This window comes from Thalassospira marina, from assembly GCF_002844375.1.
Classification (GTDB): domain Bacteria; phylum Pseudomonadota; class Alphaproteobacteria; order Rhodospirillales; family Thalassospiraceae; genus Thalassospira; species Thalassospira marina.
The window spans coordinates 3,216,603-3,238,141 of the sequence record NZ_CP024199.1 but is presented as its reverse complement, the minus strand read 5'-3'; the positions used below and the strand labels follow the sequence as shown (position 1 = coordinate 3,238,141).

Annotated in this window: 17 protein-coding genes; 13 read left to right on the top strand and 4 right to left on the bottom strand. The window is 54.9% G+C overall.

Translation table 11 applies throughout. From position 1 onward, the window contains the following. Positions 1 to 130 precede the first annotated feature (130 nt). Positions 131 to 922, bottom strand: coding sequence for an EF-hand domain-containing protein (locus CSC3H3_RS14760; RefSeq protein ID WP_101285311.1), 792 nt, complete (start codon positions 920 to 922; stop codon positions 131 to 133). A 474-nt stretch (positions 923 to 1,396) separates the two neighbouring features. Here CSC3H3_RS14760 and CSC3H3_RS14755 point away from each other — a divergent pair, with 474 nt between their 5' ends. The 6 genes from CSC3H3_RS14755 to CSC3H3_RS14730 all read left to right on the top strand — a co-directional run bounded on the left by CSC3H3_RS14755 (position 1,397) and on the right by CSC3H3_RS14730 (position 9,723). After that, the gene (locus tag CSC3H3_RS14755; protein ID WP_101285310.1) at positions 1,397 to 1,894 is read left to right on the top strand and encodes a Csu type fimbrial protein; all 498 of its coding nucleotides are present in this window, start codon (positions 1,397 to 1,399) and stop codon (positions 1,892 to 1,894) included. Between the two features lie 139 nt (positions 1,895 to 2,033). Then, positions 2,034 to 2,741 carry a fimbrial biogenesis chaperone gene (locus tag CSC3H3_RS14750; protein ID WP_157831909.1) on the top strand — a complete coding sequence of 236 codons (708 nt, stop codon included), beginning with the start codon at positions 2,034 to 2,036 and terminating at the stop codon, positions 2,739 to 2,741. Continuing rightward, the gene (locus tag CSC3H3_RS14745) at positions 2,722 to 5,202 is read left to right on the top strand and encodes a fimbria/pilus outer membrane usher protein (RefSeq protein WP_157831908.1); all 2,481 of its coding nucleotides are present in this window, start codon (positions 2,722 to 2,724) and stop codon (positions 5,200 to 5,202) included. Before CSC3H3_RS14750 ends, CSC3H3_RS14745 begins: the two co-directional genes overlap by 20 nt. A gap of 8 nt (positions 5,203 to 5,210) precedes the next feature. Then, positions 5,211 to 6,194, top strand: a complete 984-nt coding sequence (locus CSC3H3_RS14740) for a Csu type fimbrial protein (protein ID WP_172963431.1) — start codon at positions 5,211 to 5,213, stop codon at positions 6,192 to 6,194. Positions 6,195 to 6,378: 184 nt separating this feature from the next. Continuing rightward, positions 6,379 to 8,751 carry an ATP-dependent helicase gene (locus CSC3H3_RS14735; RefSeq protein ID WP_101286255.1) on the top strand — a complete coding sequence of 791 codons (2,373 nt, stop codon included), beginning with the start codon at positions 6,379 to 6,381 and terminating at the stop codon, positions 8,749 to 8,751. A 90-nt stretch (positions 8,752 to 8,841) separates the two neighbouring features. Next, on the top strand, positions 8,842 to 9,723 hold the full coding sequence (locus CSC3H3_RS14730; protein WP_101264814.1) for a 50S ribosomal protein L11 methyltransferase: 882 nt from the start codon (positions 8,842 to 8,844) through the stop codon (positions 9,721 to 9,723). A gap of 88 nt (positions 9,724 to 9,811) precedes the next feature. On the opposite strand, the gene CSC3H3_RS14725 is transcribed toward CSC3H3_RS14730, so the two are convergent. Then, positions 9,812 to 10,558, bottom strand: coding sequence for an SDR family oxidoreductase (locus CSC3H3_RS14725; RefSeq protein ID WP_101264813.1), 747 nt, complete (start codon positions 10,556 to 10,558; stop codon positions 9,812 to 9,814). A 296-nt stretch (positions 10,559 to 10,854) separates the two neighbouring features. Continuing rightward, a complete protein-coding gene (locus tag CSC3H3_RS24435) occupies positions 10,855 to 11,052 on the bottom strand; it encodes a hypothetical protein (protein WP_157831907.1) in 198 nt (65 codons plus the stop codon). 259 nt (positions 11,053 to 11,311) lie between these two features. On the opposite strand from CSC3H3_RS24435, the gene CSC3H3_RS14715 reads away from it, so the two are divergent. Next, positions 11,312 to 13,327: an aminopeptidase P family protein gene (locus tag CSC3H3_RS14715; protein WP_101285305.1), complete on the top strand. Its 2,016-nt coding sequence runs from the start codon at positions 11,312 to 11,314 to the stop codon at positions 13,325 to 13,327. Between the two features lie 118 nt (positions 13,328 to 13,445). On the opposite strand, the gene CSC3H3_RS14710 is transcribed toward CSC3H3_RS14715, so the two are convergent. Then, on the bottom strand, positions 13,446 to 14,339 hold the full coding sequence (locus tag CSC3H3_RS14710; RefSeq protein ID WP_101285304.1) for a LysR family transcriptional regulator: 894 nt from the start codon (positions 14,337 to 14,339) through the stop codon (positions 13,446 to 13,448). A 201-nt stretch (positions 14,340 to 14,540) separates the two neighbouring features. On the opposite strand from CSC3H3_RS14710, the gene CSC3H3_RS14705 reads away from it, so the two are divergent. The 6 genes from CSC3H3_RS14705 to CSC3H3_RS14680 all read left to right on the top strand — a co-directional run bounded on the left by CSC3H3_RS14705 (position 14,541) and on the right by CSC3H3_RS14680 (position 21,491). Next, positions 14,541 to 15,542, top strand: a complete 1,002-nt coding sequence (locus CSC3H3_RS14705; protein WP_101285303.1) for an alpha/beta hydrolase — start codon at positions 14,541 to 14,543, stop codon at positions 15,540 to 15,542. A 3-nt stretch (positions 15,543 to 15,545) separates the two neighbouring features. Then, positions 15,546 to 16,790 (top strand): MFS transporter, encoded by a 1,245-nt coding sequence (locus CSC3H3_RS14700; RefSeq protein WP_342751341.1) that lies wholly within the window; start codon positions 15,546 to 15,548, stop codon positions 16,788 to 16,790. 518 nt (positions 16,791 to 17,308) lie between these two features. Beyond that, on the top strand, positions 17,309 to 18,193 hold the full coding sequence (locus CSC3H3_RS14695) for an amidohydrolase family protein (RefSeq protein ID WP_101285302.1): 885 nt from the start codon (positions 17,309 to 17,311) through the stop codon (positions 18,191 to 18,193). A 22-nt stretch (positions 18,194 to 18,215) separates the two neighbouring features. After that, complete coding sequence (locus CSC3H3_RS14690) at positions 18,216 to 19,595, top strand: MmgE/PrpD family protein (protein WP_101285301.1); 1,380 nt, start codon at positions 18,216 to 18,218, stop codon at positions 19,593 to 19,595. A 43-nt stretch (positions 19,596 to 19,638) separates the two neighbouring features. Further along, positions 19,639 to 20,175 (top strand): TRAP transporter small permease, encoded by a 537-nt coding sequence (locus CSC3H3_RS14685; RefSeq protein WP_101285300.1) that lies wholly within the window; start codon positions 19,639 to 19,641, stop codon positions 20,173 to 20,175. Continuing rightward, a complete protein-coding gene (locus tag CSC3H3_RS14680) occupies positions 20,172 to 21,491 on the top strand; it encodes a TRAP transporter large permease (protein ID WP_101264806.1) in 1,320 nt (439 codons plus the stop codon). Before CSC3H3_RS14685 ends, CSC3H3_RS14680 begins: the two co-directional genes overlap by 4 nt. Positions 21,492 to 21,539: the final 48 nt, after the last annotated feature.

The following is a 21,539-nucleotide window of genomic DNA, read 5'->3' as shown; positions in this document are numbered from 1 at the left end:
CCCTTATTGCGCGACCATGGCACAACGGGTGGCATTGGGGTGTTGTGCGGATAATTGATTGCGAAATTCAAAGGGCACGCCTGCAATTGCGTGCCCTTTGTCATGTTTTGGCAGACGGGTATAGGATGGCTTATGCCACGCCAGCACCGGTCTGATAGGCGCTGTTTTGTGCTGTCATCATTTGTGCCAGCACGCGATTGTCAAAGTTGACATTCGATCCCGTTGTGGCGAATGTCCCGCCAAACAGGCCAGCATTTGCCTGCCCGGTCCGGGCCGATGAACTGCTGCCTGATGACCCGTCCGCATCGGAATTGATGAGGTTTGCCAGGTCGTCATCGGAAACCGAATCAATCCCTGAACTTGCCGCCATCAATTCTTCAAGGCTGACAACGCCATCCTTGTTGGTGTCGCGTGCGTCATAGCTTTCTTCGCCATCACCGCCACTTCCGCCACCAGCCGGGGGCGCACCGGCACCCGATTGCATGGCGGTTACGAAATCATCCTGGCTGACGCCACTTTCCGAACCGCCCGAAATCTGGTTCCACAGATTTTCGGCCTGTTCATCGCTTACGTCATCGGGCTTGCCTGCCAGAAATTCTTCCCGGCTGAGCGTTCCGTCGCCATTGCTGTCAAGGTCGGCAAACATCTGGCTGGCCTCGGCCGCGCCATTGGATTGTGATGATTGCGTACTTTCCTGCAACCCCACCATAAATGCCTGCAAGCTGTCAGACATTTGCGGCGAATACTTCAGCAGATTGTCTGTACCAGACACGCTGCTGGAAGATTTTGTGTCCTCGGTTGACGCGCTTCCTGCGCTAAAACCTGCGATATCTTCGATAGCACCAAGGGCACTCGTTTTGTCTGCGCTGCGGCTGGAAAATATCTGCCCGCCAAGCCCAAGACCACTTATGCCACTCGTCATTCAAATCTCCCGTTTGACAAGGGAAACACAACCCAACCCCCCAGGTGCTGTTCCGGGCATGCCAAAAGGCGGCAAATCTTGCCGGGTTCAACAGCCTGATGCGTTAGGCGTTGATAAACCAAGCAATTTTTACGCCATGCCTGCGCAAGGTCTAAAGCGGGGCAAGGCCGGTGTTTCTGGCTGATCAGGCAAGGGGGATGGCAGGCCGGTTTGTGTGGTTTTCCGCAAAATAACCAAATGCCGGTCATTTCTGCCGGGCGGGGAGGCTTGGGGCATTTACGGCTGTGTGGGGCGTGTCATGGCAGGACGGGCATAGTGTGTTGCACCAATTCGGATGTCAGGTGGGGTTGATAACCTTTGGTTATTATAATGTTGTAATTTTTCCAATTATAATCGTTAAGGTTGATTTTTACGTCTTTTTATAGAATTGTAATATTATTAATGATCGCAAAAAGATCGTTGGGGTGCGATATCATGGGAAAATTCAGAATCCTGCACTGCATCATCGTGGTGCTTGTCTTTGGCTTCGTTTCTCTGGCGCGTGCGCAAACATCTACCGCCCAGTTTAATGTGCAGATAACCATTACCGCCGAATGCCAGGTTGATTCCGCCGAGGATATGGATTTCGCATCCTTCGGTGTGCTTGACAGTAATGTGCAATCCAGCAGCTCGGTATCTGTTCAGTGTACCAATGACACGGCCTATAATGTCGGGCTTAGCCCAGGCCTTGGCGTTGGGGCCACTGTGGCTGGCCGCCTGATGACCGGGCCTGGCGGACAAACCGTTTCCTACCAGCTTTATCAGGATGCCGGGCGAACCCAGGTCTGGGGCAATACCGTCGGCGCGGATACGGTTGCATCCGTCGGGACGGGGGATGTGCAAAGTTACACGGTGTATGGCCAGGTCCCGGCCCAGCTTACTCCCAGTGCCGGGGTGTATGCCGATGTCGTTACGGTGACAGTCACCTATTAGCACGAACGGGTAAGTCTGAACCGGGAAGTACGAACGGGTAAGTACGAAACGGCGTCGCTGCATTTTACGCCCAGTATCATCCGTGCATTTGAACAACCGGAGGTTCCCCATGCGCTGCTTGCATTTTGCAGGTTCCGTTATGGCATCAGTCTGGCTTGGTCTTGCCTTGCTTGTTTCTGGTGCTTTTCCATCTGGCGCCAGTGCGGCAGCCCTGCGCGTTTCGCCTGTTTTGCTGGACCTGATCGCGCCAACATCGGCAACCGGCCTGCGAATATGGAATGATTCAAACCAGTCGGTCGATATTCAGGTTCGGGTTTTTCGCTGGGTGCAAAAGGATGGCCAGCAATCCTATCAGCCCACGACCGATGTGGTGGCAAGTCCGCCCATTTCCACCCTGCAGGCCGGGTCGCAAAATATCATCCGCATTGTGCGTGTGTCCCGCCAACCCGTGGTAAACGAGGAATCCTATCGTCTGGTGGTCGATGAACTGCCATCTCCCAGCCTTCAGGAAGGTGGCAATGTGACGGTGGTTTTGCGCCATTCGATCCCGCTGTTTTTCTCGCAGGCGGTGTTGGACCAGCCCGATGTCGAATGGAATGTCCAAACCCAAAGCGATGGTTCCATGCGCCTTGATGCGGTAAATCGGGGGCCACGACGCCTGAAAATATCCAACCTTTCCCTGTCAGGGCAGGGGAACGAGGAAGTCCGCTATGCCGGTTTGCTGGGATATGTGCTGGGCAATTCAAAAATGAGCTGGGTTTTAAACGGCGCACATGCCTTTGCTGGCCCCTATGATCTGACCGCAGATAGCGAAGCAGGGCAGTTCAGTGCGGTCGATCTCGACTAGTCACGCATTTGCCCTGACTGTTATGTGTTATGCGATCATTCCGGCTTGCGGGAATGCCCAGGAATTTCCCCCTGCCTATGCGTCACCCACGCCGCAGGAAGGGGAAAAACCCGATATTTCCCACATGCCCCGCGAATTGCAGTTGGAGGTGTTTGTCAATGGCCGGTCCACTGGCTGGGTCGCGGCATTTTCAAGCGACCCGGAAAGGGGCCTTCTGATTGATGCGGGGCAGTTGCGCAATGTGGGTATTATCCCCGACCCCCTGGCAACCGATGACGATGGGCTGGTTGAACTTCTGAAAATGCAGTCGGTCTTTTACCGGATATCGGAACCCGAACAGGCCATCTATTTCAATGTGTTTGATGCCTCGCGCGTGCCAAGGCGGGTGAATATGCTTAATCCCGTAACCGATCGCGGGGCGGACCACCATGATGGTGGGGTGCTTTATGGCGGGCTTGTGAATTATCTGGTCCGTGCCGAAACCGAAAGCATCGATGGTGCCGGGCTTGGACGCGGCAATGATGTTGGCATTTCAGGTGCCTTTGACATGCAGCTTTATTCCCCTGTCGGTCGGTTTTCCAATAATGTGGTAATCGATACCCTGGACGAAAATGGCTGGTCCGATATGCGCCGGCTTAACAGTTACTGGGTGCGTTCGGACCCCGAAGATATGCAGGAATACCGTGCGGGGGACTTGGTAAGTGGCGGTTTGATCTGGACACGCCCGGTGCGGCTGGGGGGCGGGCAGATTTCGCGTAATTTCGGTTTGCGGCCCGATATCGTGACCAACCCGTTGCCAGCGGTTAACGGGTCGGCGGCGGTGCCCTCGACGGTTGATATATATGTTAATAATGCCCGGCAATATTCCACCTCCGTTCCCGATGGGCCGTTTGAAATTACCAATATCCCTGTTGTGTCCGGATACGGGGTGACAACAGTGGTGGTTCGCGATGTGATGGGGCAGCAACAGGTAATGGAGCTGCCCTTTTTTACATCACCACGCCTGTTGCGAAAGGACCTGCTGGATTTTACGCTTTCAGCCGGGGTCGCCCGGCGCAATTACGGCATCAAATCAAACGATTATCATGGCGGCCCTGCATCCATTGGCACATTGCGCTATGGGTTTTCCGACGATGTAACCCTAACTTCCCATGCAGAAGTTTCACCTGATGTGGCCCTTGCCGGGGGCGGGGTTGTTTTTAATGCCTTTGATCGCGGTATTCTGTCTTTTGCTGCGGCGGGCTCCAGCGGCAAGTTGGGATCAGGCATGCAGCTTTCGGCATCAAGCGAATTTACCTTTGACGGGTTTTATTTGTATCTGCGTTCCCAGCGCAGCTTTGCCGAATATAGCGATGTGGCAGCACTGGCTTCCGAAATGGTCGATAGCAGCGATTCCGGCACAGATGGCCAAAACGCCTATATGCTGCCGCCCCGTGCGCTTGATCAGGTGGCACTTTCGCTGCCTTTGTCTTTTGATCCATCAGTGATCAATCTTGGTTTCACCAATCTTGAAAACAACGGCGAAACGCCAGCGCGTATCGTATCTGCTGCGTTTAACCGCCGGATGGAAGGCAACTGGACGCTTTTTGGCAATGTTTACAAAAATCTGGGCGAAGATGGCGAAACCGGCATTTATTTGGGGTTATCGGTGCCGCTTGGCAGGCAGCACCTTACTTCCAGCGTGTCACATCGCAAAAGCGGTTATTCAACCTCGGTCGATATTGCCAGGCCTGCTTCGCGGTCCGTCGGGGATTATGGCTGGCGGGCATCGGCATCGCACGGGGCACTGGAACGCAAAAGGGTCGCGGCAACCTATCGTGCGCAGGCGATGCAATTATCAGGTGATCTGGAAAAAACAGAAGACGATTACCGCATGTCACTGGATATGGAGGGCAGTGCCGTGATGGTTGGCGGTGATACATTTTTGGGAAACCGCATAAACGGGGCCTTTGCCGTGGTTGATGCGGGTGCACCCGATATGGAAATTCGTTCGGAAAACCGGGCGGTGGGGCGCACCGCAGGCAATGGCAAAATGCTGGTGCCCAATTTGCGCCCGTGGGAACCCAACCGCATTTCGATTGATCCTGTTTCACTGCCCCTGACGGCTGATATTGGCAGCGTGCGGCGGGTGGTGGTGCCTACCGATAATGGTGCATCCAGTGTTGATTTTAATGTGCGCCAGCAAATTTCAGCTGCGCTTGTCACCCTGCGTGATGCCCAGGGTAATTTCATTCCACCGGGGTCGCGTGGGCGGCTGGTCGGGACTGATCAAACCTTTGGTGTTGGCTATGATGGCCAGGCCTATATCAAGGGGTTGGCCGATAAAAACCACGTCATTATTAGCCCGGTGGGAGCGCGCCGCTGCGAGGCCTATTTCGATTTTGAATTTGTCTATGACAGCCAGGTGCAAATCGATAATGTCGTGTGCCAGCCCGTTAGCCCGACGGTGCCTTCGCCATGACAAATCACATGGTTGCTTCTTGGGGGGTATGTATTTTCCGTCCAGGTTTTGCCGTTGTGGCGGGCATTATTCTTGTGTTGCTGGCTGCTTCCGGTTCTTCTGCCCGCGCGTCAACCTGCACATTTGGCATTACCGAACTTAATTTTGGCAATGTCGATACACTTGCCGGGACGGCGGTGGATAGCACGGCAACCCTGTCGATCAGTTGTACCGGCATGGCGCTGGGCAGTGTGCGGGTATGCCCCAATATCAATGCCGGGGCGGGCGGCAGCAGCGGGGGCTGGCGGCAAATGCGCAATGGCACCGGTAGCACACTTGATTTCCAGCTTTATCGCGATGCATCGCGCAGCACCCTTTGGGGTTCGGCGGCGTATCCCGTTTTGGGGTTGCCGCCGACGATCGACCTGTTTGCAACGCCAATAACCGGCACGGCGACCAAAACGGTCACCATATATGGGCGCATCGCCCCGGGGCAGGAACCACGGGCCACGGGCAATTATCTTTCAACATTTTCGGGCAGCGAAACCCAGTTTGTATATGGCGATATCAGCGTGTTGAATTGTGCCGTCACGCTAATTGGCGGTATCGCCCGGCCAACTTTTGCAACCCTTGCACAAATCGAGGCAAACTGCCTGGTCGAGGCACAGGACATGGATTTTGGTGTGCATGGCCTGCTTGATCAGCCGGTGGAAACTTTGGGCGAAATTGGTGTGATCTGCACACCCGGCACATCTTTTAAAATCGGGCTGGGAGGTGGGCTAAGCGGCAACCCGCTGGACCGGCAAATGCGCCACGGGGCCAACGCCATTCGATATAACCTGTTTCAGGACGCCGGGCATGGGCAGCTTTGGACAGGGGATGGTGCGGGCATTCTGGCCGGTATTGGTGATGGCAGTTTGCTTGCTGCCCCGGTTTATGGCCGGGTCCCGGCCCAGCCTTCGCCGGTGCCTGGTACCTATCAGGATACTGTGGTGGTCACGGTGACATATTGATTATTCGGGTTTTGCGTTACTTGGTGGGGTGTTTTGGCGCGTGCCGGTAATCATAATTTCATTGGCAGGAAATATGTGTTACGCCGCGTGAAAATTCGGAAACAGGTGTCGGAAGTTCCTGTTTTGTTGCACAATGGCAAAAGCCATACTGGCCCTGTCTGTTTCGCGTGTTATATATGCTGCCATGACTGATGATCCCTTTGAAATCGACGAATACAGCTCAGCCCCGGACATGCGTCTTGAAGACGCGCCAACACCGGGATACCTGACCACGCTTAATACCGAACAGCGCGACGCGGTCGCGACGCTGGATGGGCCGTTATTGGTGCTGGCCGGGGCAGGAACGGGAAAAACGCGGGTTTTGACCACGCGTCTGGCGCATCTTTTGGAAACAAAAGGCGGGGCGCCGGAATATCTGCACCCCCAGCAAATATTGACCGTAACCTTTACCAACCGTGCTGCGCGTGAAATGCAGGAACGTGTGGCAGCCACCCTTGGTCGCCCGGTTAAAGGCTGGTGGCTGGGGACGTTCCACTCGCTTGCGGCACGTTTGTTGCGCCGCCATGCCGAACTGGTGGGTTTGAAATCGAATTTCACCATCCTTGATACGGACGATCAGATCCGCCTGCTCAAGCAGATCATGGATGCCGAACAGATCGATTCTAAAAAATGGCCGGCCAAGCAACTGATGGGGATCATTCAGCGCTGGAAAGACAAAGGCCTGACCCCGGACCGCGCCACCGAGGGCATGGAATTTGCCAATGGCCGCGCCCAGCAGCTTTATCGCATTTACCAGGAACGCCTGACGGTGCTGAATGCTGCTGACTTTGGCGATTTGCTGCTGCACTGCCTGACGATTTTCCAAAAGCATCCCGAAGTACTGCGCCAGTATCAGCAAACCTTCCGCTATATTCTGGTCGATGAATATCAGGATACCAACGTCGCCCAGTATTTGTGGTTGCGCGCGATGGCGATGGTTCATCGCAATATTTGCTGCGTTGGCGATGATGACCAGGCGATCTATAGCTGGCGTGGGGCGGAAGTGGGCAACATCCTGCGTTTTGAAAGTGATTTTCCCGGCGCCCATGTTGTCCGGCTGGAGCAGAATTATCGCTCTACCCCGCATATTCTGGCCGCGGCATCGCAGTTGATTGCACATAATTCCGGCCGTTTGGGCAAGGAATTATGGACTGAAATTGACGCTGGCGAAAAAGTGCAGGTCAAAGGCGTGTGGGATGGTGAATCCGAAGCGCGGCTTGTTGGCGAAGATATCGAAGCCCTGCAAAGCCGGGGCATCGGTGCATCGCAAATCGCCATTCTGGTGCGCGCGGGTTTCCAGACCCGTGAATTTGAAGAACGCATGATCACGCTGGGTATTCCCTATCGCGTGGTGGGGGGCGCACGGTTTTACGAGCGTCAGGAAATTCGCGATGCGCTGGCCTATATCCGCCTGATCGCGCAACCCGATGACAGCCTGGCATTTGAACGTATCGTCAATGTGCCCAAGCGTGGGGTGGGCAAGGTTGCCCTGCAAACCCTGCATCAATATTCGCGTGATCAATCGGTTTCGCTGCCCATGGCAACCCGCGAACTGATCGATACCGAAGAACTGAAACCAAAGCTGCGCAAGGATTTGTCGATATTCCTGGCCGATTTTGACCGCTGGCGCGCCCTTCTGGCGGAAAAAAGCCATGTCGAGGTTCTGGAAATCGTCCTTGATGAAAGCGGCTATACAGATATGTGGCGGGCTTCCAAGGAAATTGATGCACCGGGCCGTCTGGAAAACCTGAAGGAACTTGTTTCCGCGATTGGCGAATTTGAAAACCTGACGACGTTTTTGGAACATGTTTCGCTGGTGATGGAAAATGATCAGTCCGACGAGCGTGAAAAGGTCACGATCATGACCCTGCACGCCGCCAAGGGGCTGGAATTTGACTATGTCTTTTTACCCGGCTGGGAAGAAGGGGTATTTCCCCACCAGCGCGCCATGGATGAAAGCGGCGTTAAGGGGCTGGAGGAAGAACGTCGGCTGGCCTATGTCGGCATTACCCGGGCGCGCAAACGTGCCACTGTTACCTATGCCGCCAATCGCCGCATTTATAACCAGTGGCAAAGTGCCCTGCCGTCGCGTTTTGTCGATGAATTGCCCGGCGAACATATTGATCGCATCAGCGATACCGGCCTGTCACAGGGCAAAGGCAATGTTTCGCCCGGTGCCTGGGGGGCGGATGACTGGATGAAACCGCCAAGCTGGGCCAATGATGGCAATGCCAGCAGCGGCGGGTATCGTTCGCAAAACCGCGATTTTTCCGACCGCAAATTTGCCAGTGCCGGCTGGCAGGATCGGGTGCGTAAAAACGTGATCGACGTTGCCCCGGACGGCGAAGCAGTTTTCACATCGCGCAAGGGATCGTCGAAATATCAGGTGGGGGACAAGGTCCGTCATCGCAAATTCGGCCCGGGTACCGTGCGGTCGGTGGATGGAAACAAGCTGGAAATCCATTTCGACGAGGTCGGCACCAAAAAGGTGGTCGACAGTTTTATTCTGCCGGGTTAAAGCCGGGAACAAATTTTATGGGGCGCGCACCATCGGCGCGACTTTCAAACCGGTTGCAAACCAGGGCAACTGCGAAAAACGAGAAGCAAAATGACCGAAACCGTGCGCTGCTATAATTTCTCCTTTATCGTTAAGGGCGTTCATGTCGAAGCCTTTGCCGAGGCCCTGTCTGAATATTGTGACGCATTGTCGCATTCGGAACTGGTCAATGAACCCGATACCGACTGGCGCATCGAAGGTTTTTCCGGCACCGAAATTGACAAACCCGCCGTTGAAACCGCAGTTTCCCTGATGGCTACGGCGATGGGGGCGGAAACCCCGGTTGTCGAATTTGGCATTTACGAACCCAAGGACTGGGTCAGCGATAACCTGCGCAGCTTCAAGCCGATTTCGGTGGGGCGTTTTTATGTGCATGGGTCGCATTGGGATGGCGATTTGCCGCTGTCCAAAATTGCCTTGCAGGTCGATGCCGGGCTGGCTTTTGGTTCGGGCGAACATCAAACCACCAAGGGCTGCCTTGCCGCAATTGACTGGCTGGCGAAATATGGCCCGCGCCGTAATGCACTGGATATGGGGTGTGGTTCGGGCATTCTGGGCATGGCATGTGCCAAAACCTGGAACTGCCCGGTCATGATGGCCGATATTGATGCACCGTCGGTCCGGGTGGCCCGTGAGAACGCCAAAATCAACAAAATTGGCGGTCTGGTTACAGCCCTGCATTCCAACGGTTTTGCCGATGTCCGCATTCGGAATGCTGGCTATTACGACATTGTGTGCGCCAACATCCTGGCCCGCCCGCTGCGCAAGATGGCCTATGATCTGGTTAATACCCTGTCTGACGATGGCGTTGTTGTGCTTTCGGGCCTGCTTGCCCATCAGGAACAGTTTGTGCTGTCGGCCTATCGTGAAGTTGGCCTGACGCTTCTGAACCGTTTCAAGGTTGAAAACTGGACCACACTGGTCGTTGGCTAAGGCGACAAGCGCCAGCCTGCTGATATTCGGGATTGTGACCCTGCCATTTGCGTTGGTGAATGGCAGGGTTTTTTATTGGGGGGCCGGTTTAACGCCCGCCTGAAACATCAATCAGTGCGCCGGTCACAAAGGATGATGAATCCTCCATCAGCCAGATGATGCTTTCGGCGACTTCTTCGGCTGTGCCGGTGCGGCCCAATGGGCAGTTTGGCCCCAGTTCGGCCGCGCGGTTGGGGCGGCCGCTGGTCGCGTGGATATCCGTTTCAATAATGCCGGGGCGCACGGCATTGACGCGAATGCCTTCCGGTCCCAGCTCTTTGGAAAGGCCAATTGTCATGCTGTCCATGGCACCCTTGGACCCGGCATAATCGACATATTCATTGGGGCTGCCCAGTTTTGCCGCCATCGATGACACATTGACGATAACGCCGCCTTGTCCGTCGCGGGATCGCGCCATATTGCGGGCGGCTTCGCGCGCGACGATATAGGCACCTAAAACGTTGGTGTCAAAAATGCGCTGCATGCGGGCAACATCCATATCCATCAGGCGCATGGCCGGGGCGACAATGCCGGCATTGTTCACAACCGCATCAATACTGCCAAAGGCATCGCGGGTAACGGCAAACAGGGTGATGATGTCTTCTTCATGGGCGATATCGCACCGTTTGATCAGGCACTGGCCGCCTGCCTTCTGGCAGTCGCTGCGGGTTTGTTCGGCGGCGGCCTTGTTGCCGACATAGCTGATGGCGATATTCCAGCCGCGTTCGGCGCATAAAAGGGCCGTTGCCCGGCCAATACCACGCGATCCACCCGTGATCAGAACTGTCTTGCTCATATGCTTTTCCTGTTTGTGTCAGGCGAAACTATTGCAGTTTCAACAGTATGGGACAAGACAGGCAATTCATCTGCGCAAGGATGGGGCGGCGGAACGGAAATTGGCTTTAGGCCGTGGCGCACCACCGGGCCGGGGCGATGGTGAAATGAAAAGCAGCCCGAAAAACGAAACGGCCCCGCCGGGGAAGAGGCGGAGCCGTTTCTGAGGGAAAACAAAAGAAAACCACAAGGAAAGTGAACCTCAATCCTGCGTGCCGTTTGCAAAGGGACAATATGCTAACGGGCGGGAAGGTCCTGTCAGTCCCGATCTGCGATCATGTCGCTGGCAGTAAAGCCAGCATCACCCTGACGCGTTACGTCTCCCGACTGGGCACCACCTGTATCAAAACCGAGCGCCACACGTTCCTGGTGGGAAAGGCGCTCCAGGCCATCATAGGCTGTCTGGCGACGACGTGACTGGGCAACACATTGCGCAGTAAATGGAAAACGGACCACCGTTTATTGTCTCCTGCAAATTGACGGCCCGGCGGGTCATCTTTTTGTCATGAAGATGTCATAGTAAAATTTCGTTAACTTTTGCATTGCGAAGTGTGCAGGTCTTTCATACCTGATCCGCATGTGAGGGGGGAATGCCTGCCCGAAATGGCGAAAATGCAGGCTTGTATATAATAGGCAAAAACCCGTAATCTCGCGCAGATTTACCACTCTGTTCCCTTCCCGGGCCACCAAACCGGACCATCAAAAAGGATTTCCCATGACCTATTCGGGCGATGCGCATCTGGCTGCTTTGTTAAAAAATGATGGCGTCGAAAAAGACCTTACATCGGTTGTTGATCTGGTAGACGGGGTTTTGGCTGCGGCCAATGGCGATAGCCGGGCTGACTGGTTTGATCTGATTGGAACCAGCCTGTCGCCTGAAACCAAAGAAGCCCTTCTGGCGCTGCGCGATGCCCGTGAAGACGCATTTTGCAATGCCGCCGATGGTTTTGATGCCGCCCAACGCATTGCCCAGTTGCGCCAGTATCTGGCTGCCAAGGGCGTGGATGGTTTTATTGTGCCGCGCGCAGACGAACATCAGGGCGAATATGTTCCGGCGCGCGCCGAACGCCTGGCCTGGCTGACCGGCTTTACCGGGTCGGCTGGCGCAGCTGTTGTTATGGCCGATAGTGCGGCAATTTTTGTTGATGGCCGTTATACCATCCAGGTACGCCAGCAGGTGGATAGCAAGCTTTATGAATATCGCCATCTGGTAAATGAACCGGCCGTTGGCTGGATTTACGACCATATCGAAGCCGGGCAGAAGCTGGCCTATGACCCGTGGTTACATACCGTTGCCCATGCTGATCAGCTGCGCGAAGCTTGTGCCAGCGCCGGGGCCGAACTGGTTGCGATTGACCCGAACCCGATTGATGCCCTGTGGCACCAGCAGCCTGCCCAGCCCCTGGCACCTGCACGCCCGCATCTGCTGGAACATGCCGGGCAATCAAGTGCCGACAAACGTGCGGCCATTGCCAAGGCGCTGGAAACCCTGGAATGCGAAGCAGCGGTTATTTCGGCACCTGACAGTATTGCCTGGCTGCTTAATATTCGTGGTGGCGATGTGCCGCAAACGCCGCTGATGCTGGGCTATGCGATTATTGACCGCAATGGGGCGGTGGATCTGTTTGCCGATGAACGGAAATTTTCGGCGGAAACCCGCGACTGGATCGCAGGTGATGCAACATTGCGCCATCCCGGTGAACTGGCCGATGCCCTGCGTGGTCTGGGCAATGGTTCGGTCCGGCTGGATGAAGCAACCGCATCGGACTGGTTGCGTGTGCAGCTTGGCAATGCCGGGGCAACCGTGCGGGTCGGGCGCGACCCGATTGCCATTCCCAAGGCGATTAAAAACGATGTGGAACTGGAAGGATCGCGCAAGGCGCATAAGCGTGACGGCGAAAAGATCATTCGGTATTTCGCCTGGCTGGAAAAGGCCGCAGCCGGTGGCACGCTTGATGAAATGACGGCAGCGGACAAGCTTTTGTCCCTGCGCGAAGAAGACCCGCTGTTTCGCGACAGCAGCTTTACCACCATTCCCGGCAGCGGGCCGAATGGCGCGATTTGCCATTATCGCTGCACGCCCGAAACCAACCGCACCCTGAAACCGGGCGAGATTTTCCTGATTGATTCGGGCGGGCAATATATTGATGGCACCACCGACATTACCCGCACCACCATTATCGGAACACCCCGCGACGAAATGCGCGATCGCTTTACCCGCGTGCTCAAAGGGCATATCGCCCTTGCGACGGCCAAATTCCCGGCAGGCACTACAGGCCAGCAGTTGGATACCCTTGCGCGCAAGCCGCTTTGGGATGTGGGGCTGGATTTTGACCATGGTACTGGCCACGGTGTGGGCAGCTATCTGGGCGTTCACGAAGGGCCGCAGCGCATTTCCAAGGGGCCAAATAAAATTGCCCTGAAACCGGGCATGGTCCTGTCAAACGAGCCTGGATATTACAAGGAAGGCGAATACGGCATTCGCATTGAAAACCTGATTGCCGTGACCGAGCTTGACGCCCCCGCCGGGGCAGAATTGCAGGTGCTGGGTTTTGAAACCCTGACCTTTTCGCCCATCGAACGCCGCCTGATTGATGCCAGCCTGCTTGATGATGGCGAACTGGAATGGCTGAACGATTATCATGCACAAGTTTATGCCATGTATGAAAACGACCTTGATGATGCACATCGCGACTGGCTGAAAAAGGCAACGGCACCGATAGCGCGATAATTCTGATCCGGCCTTACGCCTGAACTTTGACCCGAACCTGAAATGCGTGGGATGATTGGCGCATTTCGGGTTTGGGGGTATCGTGGATATTGCCTGGATAAACCACCTTCGGGCAGCTTCAGCCTTTGTACCGTAATGCTTTCACCAGTGCCGAGAAAGCCGGTGTTGGTTGTCGGCGGCTGGTGTAATACAGTTGGTAGCCTTCAAAATACGGTGAATAATCAAGAAGTACGGCTTCCAGTGTGCCGTCTTTGATGTGGCTTTCTGCGTGAATGTCGAGCACGCAACCAATTCCTGTGCCGTCAAGTGCTGCATCCATGATTGGAAATATGCTGTTAAAGGCCAGTTGGCCGTTTACCCGCACATTCAGCGGTGTACCTGTATCTTCAAATTCCCATGCATACATGCCGCCATTCGATGTGAAGCGATAATTAAGGCATTCGTGGTTAACAAGGTCATGGGGTGTTTGCGGGCGGCCCCGGCGCTCAAAATAGGAAGGTGCGGAAACTGCCAACATACGCAGCGGCGGTGAAACTGGGACCGCGATCATGTCTTTTTCAACGACGCCGCCAAGTCGAATACCTGCATCCACACCGCCCGACACGATATCGGTAAAGCCGTTATCAATAACGACTTCCACCGAAATATCCGGAAAACGCTGAACGAAATCGCGAATAACAGGCCAAAGAACAAGTTTGGCGGCAAGTTCGTCCGAATTCAGCCGGATATGCCCTGCGGGGCGATCGCGTAATTCTGCCAGTTGGGCAATATCGGCTTCAATCCCGTCCAGTTTTTCGCCAAGCGGTTTTAAAAGTCTTTCGCCAGCTTCGGTGGGGGCAACGCTGCGGGTTGTTCGGTTAAGCAGGCGTATCCCCAAACGATCTTCAAGCAGTTTCATCCGGTGGCTGAGGGCCGATGGTGTCACGCCCAGTTGCGCGGAAGCTTTGGTAAAGCTCCGTGTGCGCGCTATTGCGACAAAGGCAGCAAGATCGGAAAGGTTTGTGCGTTCCATTGCTGAATTTTACTCACAAACCAATCAAAAAAATACCCGCTAATTTTAATTGTAAGCGGCATTTATGGTTGGGCTGATCTGTATTGCAGCAAGAGAGTTTGAATGATGATCGCCCGTGCATTTCTTATCGCGTCGACAATTATTGTTCCCCTTTCAGGCTATTTCGCTGCCGCGAATGCTACATCTTCAGGAGAAAAGACCATGACGACACAGTCTTACACACCCGATCTTTCAAACGGTGCCGACAATTTTTATGTAAGTGACGCCGTAACGAAAGAGGCCGTCAGCTTCCCGACGATTTACGGTGGTAGCGTTGCTGGAAACCTGTTTCGTCCAAAGGCGGCAGCCGCCAATAGCCGCCTGCCAGCCTTGGTTGTTGGTCATCCAATGGGGGCAGTCAAGGAACAGAGTGCCAATCTGTATGCGCAGAAAATGGCAGATCGCGGTTATGTGACGCTTGCGATTGATCTGCCGTTCTGGGGCGATAGCGAGGGGGCGCGAAACCGGGTATCGCCGGACATGTATGCTGAGGCCTTTAACGCGGCAGTCGATTTTCTGGGAACACGGGATTTTGTCGCCCGTGACAGCATTGGTGCTATCGGCATATGTGGCAGCGGAAGTTTTGTGATCAGCGCAGCCAAAATTGACCCGCGTATCCGTGCCGTTGCAACAATCAGCATGTACGATATGGGGCAGGCAAACCGCAATGGACTTGGCAAATCGGTTAGTGTTGAAGATCGCAAGGCCATAATTGCCGAGGCTGCCCAGCAGCGCTGGGTTGAAGCCGAAGGTGGCGAATTGCGTTATACCAGCGGCAGCCCCCACGAAATTACCGGGAATGCGATTGGTGATGAATTCTATGATTTTTATCGCACGCCGCGTGGCGCGGTGATCCCGACGGGTCAGACGGCCGATACCACAACGCACCCGACACTCAGCAGCAATACCAAGTTCATGAATTTCTATCCGTTCGAGGATATTGAAACGATCAGTCCGCGCCCGATGCTATTCATTGCAGGGGCGACAGCCCATTCCAAAGAATTTAGCGAAGACGCCTTTGAGCGCGCTGGTGAACCAAAGGAACTTTATTGGGTTGAAGGTGCAGGGCATGTCGATCTTTATGATCGCATTGATCTTATCCCCTTTGACAAGCTTGAAAGCTTTTTTGGGCAGGCGCTGTCGCAGGCTCCACAGGAAATGTGATGAATGGTCGCTGTGCGTAATTCGACCGTTTCAAAAATGTCTGCAGGTCATGACAAACCGTTGGAAATTGCAAACTGGAGTGCCATCTACGCGATGTCCCTTTGCAGTTTTGTATTGGTGGCGTCGGAGTTTATGCCGGTCAGTCTGCTGAGCCCAATGGCATCGTCCCTTGCGTTAAGCGAGGGCGAAGCCGGGCGGACAATTGCAGCTTCGGGATTTCTTGCCGTGCTGACAAGTCTGTCTATCGGGCGTCTGACACGGACAATGCCGCGTCAACATGTGCTGTTATTGTTAACCTGCCTGCTGGTTGTTTCGGGTTCACTTGTTGCGTCTGCAGTCAGCTATCCAATGTTGATGGTAGGGCGGGCACTTCTGGGGATTGCGATTGGCGGGTTCTGGTCGATGTCTGCGGCTGTTGCCATGCGGCTTGTGCCTGTGCGTGATGTTCCCCGTGCGTTGGCAATTGTTAATGGGGGTAACGCAATCGCCATGACGCTGGCCGCACCGATTGGCAGTTTTCTGGGCGGTTGGATCGGGTGGCGCGGGGCATTCTGGTGTCTTGTACCTTTGGGCGTGCTGGCAGTTGTATGGCAGTTCTGTTCATTGCCGCAAATGCCACCCGAACGGAAAGAATATGCCAAAGGTGTGGTTGCTTTGCTGCGGTTTCCGCCGGTTCTGGTGGGGCTTGTTACTGTAGCACTTTTATTCATCGGCCAGTTTGTACTTTTTACCTATTTGCGCCCGTTTCTGGAACAGGTCACGGGTGTAAGTATCACCTGGCTTTCGACGCTGTTGCTGGTTTTGGGGGCTTCGGGTTTTATTGGCACAATCCTTGTCGGTCGCATCGTCGCGGGGCGCGTCTTTCAATTGCTAGCGATTTTGCCACTGGTGATGGCGGTGGCAGCTTTTGCCCTGTCCGGGTTAGGAGCGTCGTTACCTTTTACCGTTTGTCTGCTGGCGATATGGGGTTTTACCGCAACTGCGGCACCTGTCGTATGGTGGACCTGGCTGGCGCGTACCGTGCCTGAAAATGCCGAAGCCGGAGGCGGTTTGCTGGTTGCCGTCATTCAGGTTGCGATCACCGTCGGGGCGACTTTGGGAGGTGTCATTTTTGATGCTTTGGGTGCTGTACCCGATTTTATTTTTAGTGGAATAATCCTGTGCTTTGCTGCCGCTGCTGCTGTGTTCCTGAAACGGTTTCAAACCCGGTTCGCCAGGCATCGGGAAATAGCGCTCAAGTTTGATTAACAGTTGCAGAAGTTTTGCTAATTCGCCCCGGCATCGTTTTTGATGCCGGGGCGTTTTGCGATGGGGATGGGGTAGCCCCAAAACATCTTATGGCGGTGTTTTTCCGTTGGAAGACGCAGATGGCAGGACCCTAACGGGCATATTGTGATGCGTCGGAACCATACCAATCTTCATTGCATCAGGCTAATTCGATGCGAAAAAGAGGTTGGGTGCGCACTTTTGGGTGGTTGTGTGTTCTGTTAATTTGTTGATTTTTATCGTTTTTATTGATCGCTTCAGGGGTATCAAAAAACTTTGTAGGGGTCACAGGAAAACCGATTTGAAAAAGCACTGAAATCTGGCGGATACTTCGGGGAACAAATCAATCTGAAACACCTGCCTGATCGTTCTGGCAACACAGCACCCTTTGGGTATCCTTGGCGTTTTCCTTTGGTTTCTGTGGCAAAGAAGGGCAGGGAAGGCAGGAAGTTAAACAGTGATCCGGTATTGGCCGGAAAACAGGAACGTCCGAGTGTAATATGACCCAGACCTATCAGGCGATGGCATTTACCGTGCCCGAAAATGCATGTGACTGCCATGTTCACGTATTTGATGCAGGGCGTTTCCCCCTGTCGGCTGACCGTGTCTATACACCGGACCATGCGCCGCTTTCAGCGCTTGAAGCACATTTGGCGCAATTGTCATTTCGCCGGGCCATTCTGGTGCAGGCCAGCCCTTATGGCACCGATAATGCCTGCATCCTTGATGCCATCGAAGGCATGGGCCAGGACCGCGCCCGGGCTGTTGCCGTGATTGATGACAGCTTTGGTGATGAAGACCTGGCGCGCCTGCACGGCGCGGGGGTGCGTGGTATTCGCCTTAATTTGCGAACTCATGGTGATGTGGATGCGCAAAGTGTCGCCGCCCAGCTGGACCATGCTGTACAGCGGGTTTTGGCGCTGGGCTGGCATATTCAGATTTATACCACCCTTGGCAATATTGCCTTGCTTGAAGACAAACTGGCAGCGCTGCCGGTTGATCTGGTGCTTGATCACATGTGCTGCCTGGATGCGGCGGGGGATTTGACCCAGACCGGGTTTGACAGCCTGTGCCGCCTTTTGGCCTGCGGCCATGTTTATTTGAAACTGTCGGCCCTTTACCGGGTGTCGCGCCAGCCAGGATATGGCGAGGTGCAGCCCTTTATTGAAAAGCTTTTTACCACCCGCCCTGATCGTATGCTGTGGGGCAGTGACTGGCCCCATACAATGCCCGCACCGGGAACGGTGCGTTCGCCTGATAAAATTGAACATTTCCGGCCCGAAGATAACGGGCAGGCCTTAAACCTTGTCGCACAATGGGCTGGCGATCCCGCCATCGTCAAAGCCATGCTGGTAGATAATCCCGAACGGCTCTACTGGCGCTAGCCACCGGATTTCGGAAAAAAGAATGACATTGATAACCGACCTAGCCGAGCGCATTCATGCGCTGGGACACGCTGATCTTATGCCTGTTGCCATTGCAAATGCCAAAACCGTTATCCTTGATACGGTGGGCTGCACCCTTGCTGGCACCCACGAGCCGGTGGTTGAAACCATGCTGCAGACCGAAGGACTGGCAACGCCAGGCCAGGTGTCGCTGCTGGGGCGTGATACCAAACTTGATGTGTTGTGTGCCGCCCTGATCAATGGTGCTGCATCCCATGCGCTGGATTTTGATGATGTGAATATCGCCATGGGCGGGCATCCATCCGCCCCGGTTTTGCCAGCCCTGTTTGCCATTGCCGAAAGTCAGTCTGTTTCGGGCATGGATTTTATGCTGGCCTTTATTGCCGGTTTTGAAACCGAAACCCGCATGGCGCGCGCGGTGAATTTTCATCACTATGATCTCGGCTGGCACCCGACGGCAACGCTGGGCGTGTTTGGCGCTGCTGCTGCATCGGCAAGGCTTTTGGGCCTGGATGCCCACCAGACCGCGCTGGCCCTGTCGCTTTCGGCCAGTCTGGCCAGCGGGGTTAAAGCCAATTTTGGCACCATGACCAAACCGTACCACGTTGGCCATGCCGCGCGGCATGGCCTGATGGCGGCCAAACTGGCGCAAAATGGCTTTACCGCCAGCCTTGATGTGCTTGAAGCCAAGCAGGGCTTTTTGAATGTTTATAATGGCAAGGGCAATTATCAGGCCGAACTGATCACCCGTGACTGGGCCGCGCCGCTTGATATCGTCGAGCCGGGAATTGGCATTAAGCTTTATCCCTGCTGTGACAGCACCCATGCCACGGTTGATGCGCTGTTTTCGCTGCAAAAGGAACACGGGTTTGAAGCAGGGGATGTTGAAAGCATCGATACCCGCATTCACCCGCTGCGCCTGACCCATGTGGACCGGCCGCAATTGCGCAACAGCCTGGATGCAAAATTCAGCGTGCAATATTGCGCGGCACGCGCCCTTCTGGATGGCGGGCTGACATTTGGCAGTTTTGACACGGCTGCCTATCATGATCCGGTTGCGCTTTCATTGATGGGGCGTGTAAATGCAGCACCGCATGACGACCTGTCACTCACCCGGCCGGGAAATTATCTGACCGAGGTTGATGTAAAACTGCGTGACGGTCGCCAGCTTAACAAACGGATGGATCGCCCCTTTGGGCGCCATGCCGATGAACCGGCACCAGCCGAACTGATCAGGGCCAAATATGACGATTGCGCCGGGCGGGTTTTGTCTGCCGATGCATCGGCGCGTCTGCATGATGCCATCATGGCACTGGAAACCCTGACCGATCTTTCCGGTCTTCGCACTTTATGGACGCCGTCAAACGACATGGCCGCCTGAACGCGAAAGACGGGGAAAACAATATGTGTGGGAGTGAAATGGAATGATCCGGCGACTGGACTTGCTGTTATGCGGGTTTGAAAAGCTGATGATGGTGGGTTTGACCCTGGTGGGGGTAAGCCTTGGCCTTCTGCAGATCATCCTGCGATATGCGTTCAATTCGGGTATTCACTGGCTGGAAACCGTTTTGGTGATTTCGCTGGTCTGGGCGATGCTGTTTGGCGCCAGCCGCGCCATTCGGGAGGGGTATCATCCGCGGGTGGACCTGCTGCCGATGGCATTGGGGCCACGTGGTCGGGCGGTTTTAAACTTGCTGGCCTATGGCGCAACCCTGGCCTTGTGCCTGTATTACGCCTATGACGCGATTTTCTATGCCAATTTCCTGGACATGATCGGTGCGGTCAATCAGGAAACCGACATTCCCGAACTGTATTTCTTCCTCGTTGTGCCTGTGACGATGGTGTTTTTCAGCTTGCGCTATGTGCTGCTGCTTTTGACGCTGGGCCGCGATCTGGGCGCGCTGAAGCCCGAAGAAACCTATCTTTCCAAACTCGCTTCGAATAAAGGGCAGGGCAAATGACCGTTGCTTTTCTGGCCATTGTTTTCTTCGCCCTGATCGTTATTGGTGCGCCGATTGCCGTTGCACTGGGCGGTGCGGCGGTGTTGTCCTCGATCATTTTCTCGCCGATTCCCACCGGGATTCTTGGCCAGAAACTGCTGACCAATCTTGAACATTTCACCCTGATGGCTGTGCCGTTTTTCTTTCTGGCTGCGGCCCTGATGGAAAATGGCGGGCTGGTGCGTCGCCTGGTCGATCTGGCAACGGCACTTTTGGGGCATTTCAAGGCTGGCCTTGGCATGGCAACGGTTTTGACCTGCATATTCTTTGCAGCGATTTCTGGTTCCAGCCCGGCCACGGTTGCGGCGGTGGGCAACATTCTTTATCCCGCGCTGCTAAAGGAAGGTTATTCCAAAAAATTCTCGATCGGGGCGATTTGCACATCGGGTTCGATCGGTATTTTGCTGCCACCCAGCATTCCGCTGATCCTTTATGGCTTTGTCACTGAAACATCGATCCCCAAGCTGTTTTTGGCCGGTGTGGTGCCGGGTGTGATTTATGGCCTGCTGCTGCTGTTTACCGCACGCTTCCTTGCAACCCGCGAAGGGGTTGAAGTCCGCCAGCGGGCAGCCGTTGGGGAAATGGGCCGAGCATTTCGCGTCAGCTTTCCGGCATTGCTGTTGCCCATCGTGATTATCGTCGGGATTTACGGTTTTCCGGGGTTTGAACTGTTTGGCATGCAGGTCGATGGCGGGGCCATCTTCACCCCGACCGAGGCCGCCCTGGTGGCCATCGCGCTTGCGGTTATTGTCGGCATGCTGATTTACCGCGAACTGAAGGTTCGGGATGTCTTTAACGTTGTTGCCGCAACGGTGCCACGCGTTGGCATGATTTTCTGGGTCACGGCGAATGCCCTGATGTTTGGCTATTTCATTACCAAAATCGGTGTGCCGGCCAAACTGGCCCAACTGGTTCTCGATGCCGGGCTGTCGCCGGTTCAGTTCCTGTTATGCGTCAATGTGCTGTTGGTGATTGTCGGTTTCTTCCTTGAAGGGGTCCCGACCATCCTGATCTTTGCACCGCTGCTGGAGCCTGCGGCCCGGTCGCTTGGCATCGATCCGATCCATTTCGCCATCATCATGGTGGTGAATATCGAACTGGGCCTGATCACCCCGCCAGTTGGCATGAACCTTTTTGTCGCCAGCAGCATTTCGGGCATGTCGGTTTTGAATGTGTTCCGGGCTGCCTTGCCCTGGATCGCCGCGACCCTGACGGCCCTGCTTCTTGTGACCTTTATACCGCAAATTTCGCTTTATCTGCCGGCTTTGATGAAGTGATCAACACCGATTTCCGGGGACGGAATGGGGTGACCAATAAAATGATAA

Bases quoted from the DNA above. Each gene is read 5' to 3' on its own strand.
- CSC3H3_RS14685 (WP_101285300.1), top strand. From the start codon at position 19,639: ATGATCCGGCGACTGGACTTGCTGTTATGCGGGTTTGAAAAGCTGATG.
- CSC3H3_RS14755 (WP_101285310.1), top strand. From the start codon at position 1,397: ATGGGAAAATTCAGAATCCTGCACTGCATCATCGTGGTGCTTGTCTTT.
- CSC3H3_RS14695 (WP_101285302.1), top strand. From the start codon at position 17,309: ATGACCCAGACCTATCAGGCGATGGCATTTACCGTGCCCGAAAATGCA.
- CSC3H3_RS14715 (WP_101285305.1), top strand. From the start codon at position 11,312: ATGACCTATTCGGGCGATGCGCATCTGGCTGCTTTGTTAAAAAATGAT.
- CSC3H3_RS14760 (WP_101285311.1), bottom strand. From the start codon at position 922: ATGACGAGTGGCATAAGTGGTCTTGGGCTTGGCGGGCAGATATTTTCC.
- CSC3H3_RS14725 (WP_101264813.1), bottom strand. From the start codon at position 10,558: ATGAGCAAGACAGTTCTGATCACGGGTGGATCGCGTGGTATTGGCCGG.
- CSC3H3_RS14705 (WP_101285303.1), top strand. From the start codon at position 14,541: ATGACGACACAGTCTTACACACCCGATCTTTCAAACGGTGCCGACAAT.
- CSC3H3_RS14690 (WP_101285301.1), top strand. From the start codon at position 18,216: ATGACATTGATAACCGACCTAGCCGAGCGCATTCATGCGCTGGGACAC.
- CSC3H3_RS14680 (WP_101264806.1), top strand. From the start codon at position 20,172: ATGACCGTTGCTTTTCTGGCCATTGTTTTCTTCGCCCTGATCGTTATT.
- CSC3H3_RS14740 (WP_172963431.1), top strand. From the start codon at position 5,211: ATGGTTGCTTCTTGGGGGGTATGTATTTTCCGTCCAGGTTTTGCCGTT.
- CSC3H3_RS14700 (WP_342751341.1), top strand. From the start codon at position 15,546: ATGGTCGCTGTGCGTAATTCGACCGTTTCAAAAATGTCTGCAGGTCAT.
- CSC3H3_RS14735 (WP_101286255.1), top strand. From the start codon at position 6,379: ATGACTGATGATCCCTTTGAAATCGACGAATACAGCTCAGCCCCGGAC.
- CSC3H3_RS14730 (WP_101264814.1), top strand. From the start codon at position 8,842: ATGACCGAAACCGTGCGCTGCTATAATTTCTCCTTTATCGTTAAGGGC.
- CSC3H3_RS14750 (WP_157831909.1), top strand. From the start codon at position 2,034: ATGGCATCAGTCTGGCTTGGTCTTGCCTTGCTTGTTTCTGGTGCTTTT.
- CSC3H3_RS14710 (WP_101285304.1), bottom strand. From the start codon at position 14,339: ATGGAACGCACAAACCTTTCCGATCTTGCTGCCTTTGTCGCAATAGCG.